Raw genomic sequence first — 12558 nt, forward strand, 5'->3', positions numbered from 1 at the left:
GCAAGGGCGTCAGGCGCGAATGATCGGCTATTGCCCCCGGAATGTCGGATAAATCGCGCCGTCGATTGGGGCAAGAATATGCCCCGGAACTGTTTTGGGCCTGTGGCCACCCGTGCCGGCGGCAAGATTGCGCCAGTGCCACAAGTGCAGGCCTTGTCAGAACGCTATTCTTTGCCTGCTTGCGCCGGAATAGGCCCAAGGCTTCGCGCCGGGCGCAGATAGGTCTGTTCAAAGGTCTTCGGGCTGACGGCACGGCCCCCCAAAAAGCCTTGGATCGCATGGCAGCCCTCTTGTTGCAGCCAGGCAAGCTGCCCCGCCGTTTCAACGCCCTCTGCCACCACCCGAATACCCAAGGTGCGGGCAAGGGCAAGAATACTGCGCACGATGGTCCGGGTGCCGGGATTGTCTGTCGCGGGGCTATCTTTGCCGGTTGAGGGCAGCAGATGCACAAAGCTTTTGTCGATCTTTATTTCTGATACGAAAAACTTTTGCAGATAACTGAACGACGAATAGCCGGTGCCGAAATCGTCGATCGAAAGGTTGATACCCGCTTGGCGAAACTGGTTGATATTTGCAAGCGCCGTGTCAGACATTGAGATCAGCGCGGTTTCCGTGATTTCGACCGTCACGCTTTCGGCCGCTACGCCTTCGTTTTTCAGCAGATCAATCAGACGGGGCGCAAGTGTGCTGTCTTCAAAGCTGCGCGGCGACAGGTTGATGCTGGCCGGAATGCCATGCCAATTTGCCCGCCACTGGCCCAGTTGGCGGGCAAATATCGCCATGACATGAAAATCAATATCCGAGATCACCCCCGCCGCTTCGGCAATAGGAATGAATTCCTCGGGGCTTATCCGGCCAAGTTTGGGCGCATTCCAGCGCAACAGTGCCTCGGCACCGATCAACTGATGGGGCTGGGTGGGGTTGAATGTGCCGGCGGCAAGGCCAAATTTGGGCTGAAAGGCCAGCTCGAACTGATTGTGCTGCAAGGCCTGACGCAGGGCCTGAATGATGATGTTATGGCGCGACAGGCGGGCATCCATATCGGGGTTGTAACGGGCCTGACGATTGCCACCGGCAGATTTGGCGGCAAAATTCGCCACCTCGGCCTGACGCAGCAAGTCCTGGGTTGCGGGGTGCTTTACATCCGTATCAGCGGGGTGATGGCTAAGGCCAATGCTGGCGGTTGCATAGACCGTGATTTGCTCTAAAACGAAAGCGTGCTGAAGGGCGCTGTGAAACTCTTGTGCAAGGGCATCCGCCGCCTCGGGTGTTGCATGGTCAAGCCTGATTACAAAAGCGTTACCCTCACTGCGCGCCAAAAGCCCCCGCGCGCCCAGAACCTGTGAAAGCCGTTCGCCAAAGGCGCAAAGCAAGGCATCCCCGACGCTGCGCCCCAAGACCGTGCGGATGCTGCGAAAATTGTCGATATCAATGAAAATCACGGTAAAGGGACAGGTTGCGCGCGCCAGCTCGTTGTTGAAGTGGCGGCCATTGGCCAGACCTGTCAGCGCATCATGCCGGGCGTCAAACCGGGCTTGGGCAGCGGCGCTGCGCCGGGCAACCTCGGCCTCAAACCGGGCGGTGATATCGGTCAGGGCCATAACGACACGCGCAGTCGTTTCGCTATCGCGCAGCGGTGCAGCATTCACCGAAAAAATCCGGCGCGGGGCGTCAGGCAACAGCAGGGCGACCATCATGTCATGAACGGGCTTGCCGGTTCTTGTGACGCGGGCAAAGGGCAATTCGTCCGGGGCGTCATCGGCGCTTTCGGCGGCAGGAATATCCGCAGCGTCTGTATCGGCGGCATCGAGGGTGATCCGCGCCAAGGGCCAAGACGCCGCGCAAAGCCTTTCGGCGCGGGTCAGGCGGTCAAGGATCTCGCGCGCTTCGGAATTGGCGAAAACGCAGCGCCCTTTTGCATCAAAGGCGGCCACCGCAGAAACGCCTGTATCTATCATTTTTGTCAGGAAATACTGCTCGCTGCGAAGCGCGGATTCAAGCGCGCGCTGTTCGGTGACGACCCTGTGCATGAACAAAAAGCCCAAAGCCTGCCCGTCGGCGTCCATAAGGGGTTTCATGTCAAAACTGACGTGATAGGCGGTGCCATCGTTGGATGTGCAGGTTGTTTCGCCGGCGCAGGCGGTTATGGCCGCCATGGCTTGCGTGATTTGGGCAAACGTATGGGGGTCGCCGTCAGGCCCAATGGTGATGTCGATGATGTGGCGGCCCCGTGCCAACGCCAAAGAGTAACCGCTTTGCCTTTCAAATGCCGGATTGACCCAGGTTATAGCGCCATCGCGATCTGTGCTGACGACAAGGTCACTCATCAACGACAGAATGGCGTTCAAATGTTCCGCAGGGCCGGTCCATGCCGGGGCAGTTTTTGAATGTGTCTGCCCTTTTTGCATGTCGGCTTTCATCTGATTCAGGCTTTTCGATCCTGAGTCGGATAGTAGTCTGGCCGGGACTTAGGCCGCAATGGCCATTTCATCACGGGGCGCAAGGTCACAATAGACGGTTTTAGCGCGGCCTGTCATCTTGGCAGTGTACAGTCTTTCGTCAGCTTGCTTGAAAATCGCATCAAAGCTTTGTGCTGTATCCATCCGCAGGGCAAGGCCCGCCGAGAACGAAACCGTCATGCCGTCTTCGGTCCGTGTGACATTGGCAGCCTGCAGATCAGTGCGAAAGTCGGACAGAAGGGCAGAAACGGTTTCCATCTGGGCTTTGGGGAAGAGGACGACAAATTCTTCGCCACCGATACGATAGATTGGCAGGCTGTCATTCAGCGCGCCGCGCAGCCGTTGGGCGAAATCACGCAGCACACGATCACCAACATCATGGCCAAGTGTATCGTTGATCTTTTTGAAATGGTCGATATCCAGCAGCGCCATGACTGTACCCGCGCCGCAATCTGCAAACGCAGCCTCCAGCCCGCGACGGTTCTGTACCCCGGTCAGTGGGTCAACTGTCAACTCTACAGCCAGGGTGTCACGCTCGGCGATAGACTGGCTCAGCCGTGCTTGCGCCAAATCCAGGGCAAACTGAAGTGCGGCATTTTTGCGCTCCAGCCCTGCAAGGCGGGCATCTGCGGTTGCTTCATATGTGTTGGTGGTGGGGGCCTGGCCTTGCAGTTGATCAATTCCGATCAGGCAAATCAGGCCAACCAGCCCGGCTGCGATGGCAACAGCCATGGGCACAAACCCGGTGATGGTCACACCCAAAAGATAGGCCGCGATGGCAGCAATAAAAGGAACAACACCAGCACCGCCCATTTTCGACGACAGGCCAGTCAGACGCAAATTTCCCCCAAGAAGGGTTGCTTCGTTATGTGGCTTTGTCGCTGTCCAAGGCATCTGATTTCCATCCGTTTGAAACATTGCCGAGTCTCGTGCCCGGCTGCTGACTATCGTTAATTGGACATTAACCAGCCGAATGTGGTCCGATTGTGGCTCGATTTGGGTTTCAAGTTGCAGGGTGTGGCAGAAACAAGGCAGACGTTGCCAACTGGGGCTTTTTTCGGACCGATCACCAAAAAACGGCATCGCGATCAGGAAATGCGGCTGACCTGAACGGTGTCACAGGTCCGACAAAAATGTCACGGGCAGTGAAGTTGCATAGAAATTACTGGAAAATTGAAACATTTTTCGACAAAACTACCAAAGTCGATTTTTCTCGAGAAGTCCGAATAAATCGGAACCGGGTTTCGATGAGCAGTAGTGACGTACATAAATGAATAATGCTGACAAATCGGCAACCCGTCCGCCATCTGAAGGGGAGGATTTGATGATTCGTGCCGCTAACCGTCCGCTTGCGCGAACGGCCCTGAATCGGGCTTTCCTTGGCATTGCTGTGGCCGTGGCCGCATGTACATCCGTTCCGGGGCTTGATCTGCCCGGTTTTGGCAGTTCCGGGCAGGATGGGGCAACAGCAAATGCACAGTTCACCCGCGGCCAATTGGGGCGCGTCTGGGCCGTGCCGCCGACTGCGCTGGTCATGGTGCAGCGCAATACTGCCCGCGATAATGAACAGATCATCGGGTTGGAAAATGAAACCACCCTGAAGGGCGACAATTTTTTGTGGCTGAATGCAAATGCGGGGCGTGAGGGCCAGGTTCGTTCAGGGCTTAGCCTGCAAAAACTGACCGCACGTTTTGGCGAGGTTCCCTACCCGTTCCGGGCCTTGGGCAACGACAATCTGCGCAGTGCCAGCGACAGCCTCGGGACCTATTTCTGGCAAGAATATACTGCGGGCGGGCAGGTTAACTGTGTGCTTGCGTTCCGCCAGTTGGGCAGCGGCGCGCGCGCCTTGCCGAAAGGAACGCGCGCCTTGGACATCATGCTGCGCAACTGCGTCAATGGCTCTATCGACGATGCGCTGGCCCCGATCCGCGACGGTCAGATCAACCGCTCGGTCGCCTACGCCCCCACCGCGCCTTACGACAGTGCCCGCTTATTGTCGCCACTGGCAGGTCCACGGCCATGATCAAGACAGGCGTGGTTTGACAGATTATGAAAGAGAAAAAATCAAAAGGGGAAACTCGGAACCTGCCAGTCCTTATTCTGTGGATACTGGTCGCAATCCCGATTGCGGTTTTGGCCAGCGTACCGACATCAACCGGCGGCCAGGCGTTTTTGGGGCTTGTTGCGGTCACCATCGTTACCTTGCTGAAACCGATGTCGCACAAGCTGGTGCCACGGGTTTTGTTATTGGCGACAGCGACGATTATCGTGCTGCGCTATTGGTTCTGGCGTGTTTTGGAAACCATTCCCGAGGTTGGGTTTACGCTGCCTTTCGTGCTTGCGACCTTGTTGTTGGTGGTTGAAACCTATTCGATCCTTGTATTCTTGCTGAATGCCTTTGTGATCTCAGATCCGACCGAACGCCCGTTTCCGCCACAGGTTCCGCTGGATGAACTGCCGACGGTTGATATTTTGATCCCGTCCTACAATGAACCTGTCGAGATGCTGAGCATCACCTTGGCAGCGGCGCTGAACATGATCTATCCGCGTGAGTTGCGAACCGTGGTGTTATGCGATGATGGCGGTACAGACCAACGCTGCAATTCCGACAATGCCGAACTTGCCGAAAAGTCGAGAAAACGGCGCGCCGACTTGCAGGCGCTTTGTGCCGAGTTGGGTGCAAAATATTCCACGCGTGCCCGCAATGAACACGCCAAGGCAGGCAACATGTCGGCCGCGCTAGAGGATCTGGACGGTGATCTGGTGGTGGTGTTCGATGCCGACCACGTGCCGACCCGTGATTTTCTGGCCCGCACCGTTGGCTATTTCAACGAAGATCCCAAGTTGTTTCTGGTCCAGACCCCGCATTTTTTCATCAATCCCGATCCGATCCAGCGCAACTTGCAACTCAGCCAGGAGTGTCCGCCTGAAAATGAGATGTTCTACAGCGAGGTGCACCGCGGGCTGGATCGCTGGGGCGGCGCGTTCTTTTGCGGCTCGGCGGCTGTGTTGCGGCGTGCGGCGCTTGACAGTGTGGGTGGTTTTGCGGGTGAAACCATTACCGAAGACGCTGAAACCGCGCTGGAAATTCATGCGGCAGGTTGGAAAAGCCTCTATGTAAACCGCGCGATGATTGCTGGTTTGCAGCCTGAAACCTTTGCTTCTTTCATTCAGCAGCGCGGGCGCTGGGCATCGGGCATGATGCAGATGTTGATGTTGAAAAACCCGCTCTTTCGTAAAGGTCTGCGCTTGCCGCAACGCATGTGCTACATCAACTCGATGAGCTTTTGGGTTTTTCCGCTGATCCGGCTTACCTTTATTTACGCGCCACTGGTTTATCTGTTTCTGGGGATAGAAATTTTTGTCGCCACATTCAGTGACGTCATGGCCTATATGCTCAGTTACCTTGCTGTGGCCTATCTGGTGCAGAATGCGCTGTATAAACGAACGCGCTGGCCGTTGATCTCAGAGATTTATGAGGTTGCGCAGTCGCCCTATCTGGCAAAGGCCGTTCTCAGAACCATAATTCGCCCCCGCAGCGCAAGTTTCAATGTGACCGCCAAGGATGAAACCCTGGCCGAAGATTACATTTCGCCAATCCACGGCCCGCTGACCTTTATGTGGCTGGTAACGCTTGCAGGGGTCATCGCGCTGATTATCCGCTGGATCGCGTTTCCCGGCGACCATACGGTGCTGATCGTCGTGGGGGGCTGGGCTATTTTCAACTTTCTTCTGGTCTCATTGGCGTATCGCGCGGTGGCTGAAAAGCAACAGCGCCGCTCGGCACCGCGGGTAAAGATGGATACACCCGCTACCCTGTGGTTGGCTGGGGATAGTGAGAATACGATCCCGGTCAGGATAATAGATGCCTCAACGGGCGGCATGCGGATTTTGCTGAAAACCAAATTTCCCCTGCCCGCGGCCCAGCTTGAAGGGCAATCGGTTTATTTCCGTCCGTTTTTTGAAGATTCCCCGCATCTGGAGGCCCCCGTACTTGCGCGGATCGTCGCAATTCAATCCGCCCCAGAGGGGCAGGTGCTTGGCCTGTTTCTTGAACCGGATCAGGATATGAAGGTGCAATCCTCTGTCGCCTTTCTGATTTTTGGCGATAGCGAGAACTGGCGCAAATACCGTCAGGCAAGCCAGGCCAAGAAGGGGGTTCTGGCCGGGTTTGGCTATACGATTTATCTTTTCCTTACCGGTTTCCCGGCGTTGATGCGCGATCTGGCGCGTGAGCCCGCTCGCCGTGCTGCCATCCGCAGCGTGCCGCTTGCCAATGAAAAGCCGGCCCATCTTCTGGCCTTTGGTGTCGATCTGGAGGCGCAGGCCCGCGCAGCACAGGCCGCACGGCAGGCCCAGATTGTGGCGGCGCAAGAGCAGTCTCGCAGTACAGCTGCCGAATCCGCCTACCTGCGGGAAATGGCAGCAAGGTTTCCTGGTGTCAAAGGCGACAGTTCCGCCAGGCGGGTAGACAAATGACAGTTTGCAAAATCGGTCTTGTTCGTCTCGTGGTGGTACTGGCATTGGCATTGGCCACCAGTGGCCCGGTTTCGGCGCAGACCGGCGTCAGCCCCGATGACCCGCCGATGATAGATCTTGATGCCGTCTTGGATGCTCCTGTTGAGCAGGGCAGCGCTGGGGGCATCATCCCGGCGCCCGCCCCCGAGGTCAGCGCCCCGCCCTTGAAGGCCGAGATACTGGATGAGAGCTTGCTGACCTTGCCGGTCTTTGCCCGCTCGGATGCCGGGCAAGAGATGTGGCGCGGACCGTCGGATGACTTGCTGTTGCCCCTGCATGCCGGCAACGCGACGCTGGATGGCATTGTGCGGCTGACAGGTGAAGTGCAAAGCGAGGCATTCTACGTTGATTTGCCGCAATCGTCAGCCATTCGGGATATGGTGCTGTCTTACCGGGTTTCGATCTACGTTCTGTCCGAGCAGTCGCGTCTGGCGATCCGTGTCAACGGTGTTGATCTTCCGATTATCCGGCCGGATGCCTTTGAAGGGTTCAAACAGATAATTCTGCCCGGCGCGCTTTTGACCGAGGGGCAAAATGAGATCATTGTCACCCTCAATCACGTCAACCGCATTTTTTGTGGCCCTGATGCGACCTTTGACGTCTGGACCGAGATCGACACCAACACCAGCGGCGTCCGTATTGCGCGTGGTGACCTGCCGATGGATGCAGGCGGTATGCTGATGGCGTTGCGCGCGCAACTGGCCATGGCGGGCCATCTTCCTGTACGGCTGACGGCTGACATGGCAGATGAGCGGGTGCTTGAAGTGCTGACACAGCGCCTGATGGGGTTGCGCGGCGGCGGACCGGTATTGCTGGCATCCGAACAGCCTTACGGTGTGGCCGACGGCCCGGCACCGCTGGCGCGGATCACGGTAATTTATGGTCCACAGCCCAGCGTTGATATCCGTCGTGCCGGGGATGGCACTGTGGTTTTGCTGCTGACGATGGGTTTTGACGGTGCTTTGCCGGATCTGGAGGGGATTTTGCCCCTGCCTGCGCCCGTCGCAAATAACGCGCTTCTCTCGCCCGGATTGGTGACGCCACTGCGGGACCTTGGCTTTGTGCAAACCCAGGCTTTCAACCGTTACACGGAACAAAAGGTCACCTTTCGGCTGCCTGATGATTGGCTTTTGCTTGCCTCGCAAAAGGCCATGCTGCAGCTGAACTACAGCTTTATAGAGGGGCTGGCGCAGGGCGCGCTGATGCTGGTCAAGATGAATGGAACCACCATTCGGATGCTGCCGCTGGACCGCGATGGCGGCAATGAATTGCCGACACTGGATGTCGATTTTCGGGCTCGTTTGCTGCGTCCGGGCGCCAATGTGCTGACGTTTGTTACCATTGTGCCTGGTGACCCCCCTGGTTTGCCCTGCCCGCCGACCTCTGCCGCACTTTTACAAATCGGTGATGACTCTACGCTGCTGGTTCCGCCGTCGCCGCGAATGCAGATGGCCGATATCGCCCGCACCCTGACGGTCTTGCGCAGTGATCAAATCGCAGGGTCTTCAGCCGTATTGGCAGAGCGTGGGGCCACGAATCTTCCGGCCATACTGGCGGCCGCGCTGCGCCCTGTCGCACAAACCGAGCGTCTGGAGGGTGCCAGCCTGAACGTGACGTTCGAAGCGGCAGAAGAAACCCTGAGCCTGAGCGACCTGGGCGTAAGCCGCCGTGATTTGTTGCGCCTTTTTCCGGCGCTTTCGGGCGCTCCGTCCAACGCAACAGCGGCGGTGGCAGATGAAACAACCTCGACCAGCGCGCTGGCCCCGGATGTGTTGGCACCCGGAATTCTGGCGCGCGGACGGGCCTTTGTTCAAACCACCCTGACGCAGCTCAGGCAGATCGCGATACCCGATGACGGCCCGTTGACAAGCTGGCTGATAGGCCGCGAGGCCGAGGCGGCACTGTTCATTCCACGAAATGCTGCGCCAAACGCGGTTTGGCTAATGGTGCGCCCGCAAAGCGACCCTCTGCGCCTGGCGGCCGTTTTGGCGCAGGCGCGGCTGTCGGCCGAGGGGCCGCGGGGCCGGTTTTCTATTCTGACGGCAGATGGAACATGGCAGAACTGGCACAGCTCACGCCCGCCCCCGGCCCTGCAAGAACCGCTGACAGTGGCCAACTTTCGCACCGTTGCGGGCAATTACGCGTCTTGGTCACCGCTTTTTTTCGGGGCCTTGCTGCTGGCGCTGACGCTTGTGTCGGGCTGTCTGGCGCTGATATTTCTTATTACAACACGAGGAAAGCGCAAACGATGAACCGTAGAAACGCCTTGCGCCAGATGGCATGCCTTGCAGCTGTATGTTCCGGTTTGGGCCCGATGGCAGTTGTTGCACAAACAGCCGACCCGTTTGCCGAGTTCAGCACAGAGCGTAACCCGCTGAATGTCCCTTGGGCCGCGTGGAAGGCCGCCTACCTGTCCGACGATGGTCGCGTGGTGGATACGATGCAGCAGGGGGCCAGCCATTCCGAAAGCCAGGGCTATGGCCTGCTCTTGGCCGCCATCTTTGGCGATTACGCAGCGTTTGATCTGATTTTTGATTGGACCGAGGCCAATCTGGCGATCCGCTCGGATTCCTTGCTGGCGTGGCGTTGGCTGCCCGAAGGCAATGGTGGCGTGCCGGACCTGAATAATGCAAGCGACGGCGATCTGTTCTATGCGTGGGCGCTGGTGCTTCGGGCACAACGAGAAGGCTACCCGGCCCTGATGGACCGTGCCCGTGCAATTGCGGCCGATCTTGTGGCGCAATGCGTGGTTTTGGCCCCGGATGGCTCGGGGCGGATGCTGATGCTGCCTGCCGCGCAAGGTTTTGTGCATGAGGAGGGGGTTATCATCAACCTGTCCTATTATATGCCGCTTGCGATGCGCGAAGTTGCCCGCGCTACCGGCGCCCGCGCCCTTGCGACCTGTGCCGCAGATGGGGACGTGATTATGCAGGCCTTGTCACAAGAAGGCCCGATGCCGGATTGGATCGGGGTCGGCCCACAGGGTCTGTTCCTGCCGCGTGACCAGTCTGACCGCAACGGATACGAAGCAATGCGCGTGCCACTGTTCTTGATCTGGTCTGGCAACACCAATCATGCCGCAGTTGCCGCCCAGGCCGCTGCCTATCGTCGCGCCGGGGCCCTGGGCGACCCTGATATGGGCAACAATGTGACAGTGTTTGATCGGGCATCAGGGGCCGTCATTGAAACCAGCCATCATGTCGGATATGCGGCATTGGCAGCCTTGGTGGATTGTAATACCGCCAGCACTGCGGGGTCTGCCATTCCTGTGTATCGAACGGTCGACCAAGCTTACTACCCCGCAACCCTTCATCTGATGGCGCTGATCGCGCAGATCACCGCCGCGCCCGAGTGTGTGCCGATATGAAACAGATCTTTACCCTTTCCCGCCCCAAAGCACTTGCGGTTCTGTTGGTTGGTGCGCTGTGCCTGAACGGTGCCGCCTTTGCGCAATCCATGCCGGGCAACGAAGACCTGCGCGCCTTGCGATTTTATGTGGAAAACAAGGAAGCGGGTGCGATTGATGCCGAAGTTCGCCGCCTGCAGGCCGAGTTTCCAGGCTGGACGCCGCCAGCCGATCTGACCAGCTTGCTGATAACGCAGCCCACCAAAGAGGTTGCCGATATCTATGCCCGGCTTGCGCGTGGCGATATTGAGGGGGTTCGCCGCGTGCTGCAAACCACCAAGGCGCGCTTTCCTTCATGGCAGGTTCCCACAGATCTGGCACGCCAGATTGAACTGATCGAGGCGCAAGTGGCCTTTGACCGCGCCGTAAACACCCGCAACGCCGCCGAGGCGGTGCGGATCGGCAAGCGGGTTCCGGAACTGTTCCGCTGTGACCGGATCAATAACGCCTGGAACCTGGCAGAGCTGCAAACAGCCTCTGGCGACCCCTCTCGGGCGTTGGCGGCCTATACCCAGACAGTGCGAACCTGCACGGCCATTCCAGATGTGGTTGCGACAATCGAAAAGGCCGAAGCGGTCACCTCGGATGCGCAGCTGACAGCGCTGACCGATCTTGCCAAACAACGCTTTCCCGCCCATGCGACGACCTTCAATGGGCTTAACCAGCGTCTTTTGGCTGGCCGCGGCTCTGGTCGTGCGGCACCCGTGGCAGAGGTTGCTGCAAAATCGGCGCCTGTTGCTGCACCGCCAAAGACCGCGCCAAAAGTCCCCGCAGAAAATATCCCAGAGCAACCCGCGCCGCAGCAGCGCGTCGCGTCCAATGCCGCACCCGCGCTGGCATCCCTGCCCCATAGCGGCGATTCGCGTCTGGGACGTGCGCGCGCAGCAAAAGAGGCGGGTCGCTTTGGGGATTGCCTTGCCGTTTCAGCCCGCCCCGGATCGCTTGATCTGGCATATGAACGGGCGTGGTGCGCCTATAACTATGATCGCCCGCTTGAATCCATTGCCTATTTTTCTGCCGCAGCGCAGGCCGGGCTTGGCGGCACTGTAACCCGAGATGCGCTTTTCGGCTTGACCCTTTCGCTTCTCAAGCGGGGCATGACCGAAGACGCGGCGCAAACCGCGGCCCGCACCAACCTTACCACTGACCAACGGCGCGAAGTTGAAATCATCATTCTTGATCAACGCGGTGTCGCGTCTTATCAGGCCAAGGATTACGCCGCCTCGATTGATTACTTTGATGCATTGGAGCAGCTGCAAGGCACGTTGCGCCGTGATCTGGCGATCATGCGTGGCTATGCCTATCTGAACCTTGGTGACCGCGCCCGCGCCCGCGCCCAGTTTGAAACGCTGCACAGCGCTTTGGCAACGGCAGAAACCAGCAAGGCGCTGAGCGCGGCAAGGTAGAGCGCCCAAAAAGGGGCGCTGGTGGTGGTGACCCTACGGCGTTTCGGCAAAAACCTGAATCGCCAATACCCTGCCGCGTGACGCGCCGTTGGGGCATTGGCGAGGTATCAAATACTTCCCGAAACGCCTTATCTGACCGAACCCCGGCCATTCAAAACCGAACAGTTCCTTGCGCGCCCAGATCCGGCTTTTCATCGGCCAACCGTGCCTTTGCCATCTCATAAAAGAAGCTCAGGCTGCTGGTCGTGGTTACGGAAACTTCGGCCTGTCGTGGGGTGAACCGCAACAGGCAGACATCGGGGTCGGCCTTTCCACCCTCAAACCACGAGTCGGCAACAAAGCTCCATGTCTCGTCCAGCGCCTCGCGGTCGGTGGAATGGGCCAATGTGCCCTCGACATCGGCGTAAAGCCCGGCAGCATCATCGGCCACCACCAGTTGCGCCGCACAGGGCCCCGAGACAGTACCTTTGGCAAGATCAGTGCCTTTGGCCGTGATGAACCAGATCGCCCCCGGCGCGTCGTCATCGGTGCGCGGTGACATCGCTACCAGCCGCCCCACGCCTTTTATGCCAAGCATTGCGGTCCGTACATCTTCCATCCGCTCCCAGAATTCGCCTTTAAGGTCGGTCATGCAGAATCTCCTTTGAATTGACGTGTGGGTATAACGCCAAAGGATGGCTTTCGTTCCCCCAGCGAGAAAGCGCAGGCAAGCCATTCTCTTAACAGAACAACGCAAAACGCCCGCAGCAAGGTGCTACGGGCGCTTAAA

8 protein-coding genes are annotated in these 12558 nt (G+C 58.4%); 5 read left to right on the forward strand and 3 right to left on the reverse strand.

Going from position 1 to position 12558, the window contains the following annotated elements; translation table 11 throughout:
* Nucleotides 1-164: 164 nt before the first annotated feature.
* The gene (locus VDP61_RS02675) at nt 165-2408 is read right to left on the reverse strand and encodes an EAL domain-containing protein (RefSeq protein WP_323005389.1); all 2244 of its coding nucleotides are present in this window, start codon (nt 2406-2408) and stop codon (nt 165-167) included.
* A gap of 60 nt (nt 2409-2468) precedes the next feature.
* Nucleotides 2469-3299: a GGDEF domain-containing protein gene (locus VDP61_RS02680; protein ID WP_323005390.1), complete on the reverse strand. Its 831-nt coding sequence runs from the start codon at nt 3297-3299 to the stop codon at nt 2469-2471.
* A gap of 484 nt (nt 3300-3783) precedes the next feature.
* On the opposite strand from VDP61_RS02680, the gene VDP61_RS02685 reads away from it, so the two are divergent.
* Genes VDP61_RS02685 through VDP61_RS02705 form a run of 5 tightly spaced genes read left to right on the forward strand, consistent with a single transcriptional unit; the run spans nt 3784 to nt 11789 of the window.
* Complete coding sequence (locus tag VDP61_RS02685; RefSeq protein WP_323005391.1) at nt 3784-4482, forward strand: hypothetical protein; 699 nt, start codon at nt 3784-3786, stop codon at nt 4480-4482.
* Between the two features lie 26 nt (nt 4483-4508).
* The gene (bcsA, locus tag VDP61_RS02690) at nt 4509-6938 is read left to right on the forward strand and encodes a UDP-forming cellulose synthase catalytic subunit (RefSeq protein ID WP_323005392.1); all 2430 of its coding nucleotides are present in this window, start codon (nt 4509-4511) and stop codon (nt 6936-6938) included.
* Nucleotides 6935-9229 carry a cellulose biosynthesis cyclic di-GMP-binding regulatory protein BcsB gene (locus VDP61_RS02695; protein WP_323005393.1) on the forward strand — a complete coding sequence of 765 codons (2295 nt, stop codon included), beginning with the start codon at nt 6935-6937 and terminating at the stop codon, nt 9227-9229. Before bcsA ends, VDP61_RS02695 begins: the two co-directional genes overlap by 4 nt.
* A complete protein-coding gene (locus tag VDP61_RS02700; protein WP_323005394.1) occupies nt 9226-10344 on the forward strand; it encodes a glycosyl hydrolase family 8 in 1119 nt (372 codons plus the stop codon). The genes VDP61_RS02695 and VDP61_RS02700 overlap by 4 nt, the downstream gene beginning before the upstream one ends.
* Nucleotides 10341-11789, forward strand: a complete 1449-nt coding sequence (locus VDP61_RS02705; RefSeq protein WP_323005395.1) for a hypothetical protein — start codon at nt 10341-10343, stop codon at nt 11787-11789. Before VDP61_RS02700 ends, VDP61_RS02705 begins: the two co-directional genes overlap by 4 nt.
* A 151-nt stretch (nt 11790-11940) precedes the next feature.
* On the opposite strand, the gene VDP61_RS02710 is transcribed toward VDP61_RS02705, so the two are convergent.
* Nucleotides 11941-12420, reverse strand: a complete 480-nt coding sequence (locus VDP61_RS02710) for a pyridoxamine 5'-phosphate oxidase family protein (protein ID WP_323005396.1) — start codon at nt 12418-12420, stop codon at nt 11941-11943.
* Between the last annotated feature and the right edge of the window lie 138 nt (nt 12421-12558).

Source organism: Pseudorhodobacter sp. (assembly GCF_034675685.1).
In the GTDB taxonomy this organism is placed as follows: domain Bacteria; phylum Pseudomonadota; class Alphaproteobacteria; order Rhodobacterales; family Rhodobacteraceae; genus Pseudorhodobacter.

Excerpts from the sequence above, each read along its gene's own strand:
- VDP61_RS02675 (WP_323005389.1), bottom strand. The coding sequence starts at position 2,408 with ATGCAAAAAGGGCAGACACATTCAAAAACTGCCCCGGCATGGACCGGC.
- VDP61_RS02685 (WP_323005391.1), top strand. The coding sequence starts at position 3,784 with ATGATTCGTGCCGCTAACCGTCCGCTTGCGCGAACGGCCCTGAATCGG.
- bcsA (WP_323005392.1), top strand. The coding sequence starts at position 4,509 with ATGAAAGAGAAAAAATCAAAAGGGGAAACTCGGAACCTGCCAGTCCTT.
- VDP61_RS02695 (WP_323005393.1), top strand. The coding sequence starts at position 6,935 with ATGACAGTTTGCAAAATCGGTCTTGTTCGTCTCGTGGTGGTACTGGCA.
- VDP61_RS02700 (WP_323005394.1), top strand. The coding sequence starts at position 9,226 with ATGAACCGTAGAAACGCCTTGCGCCAGATGGCATGCCTTGCAGCTGTA.
- VDP61_RS02705 (WP_323005395.1), top strand. The coding sequence starts at position 10,341 with ATGAAACAGATCTTTACCCTTTCCCGCCCCAAAGCACTTGCGGTTCTG.
- VDP61_RS02710 (WP_323005396.1), bottom strand. The coding sequence starts at position 12,420 with ATGACCGACCTTAAAGGCGAATTCTGGGAGCGGATGGAAGATGTACGG.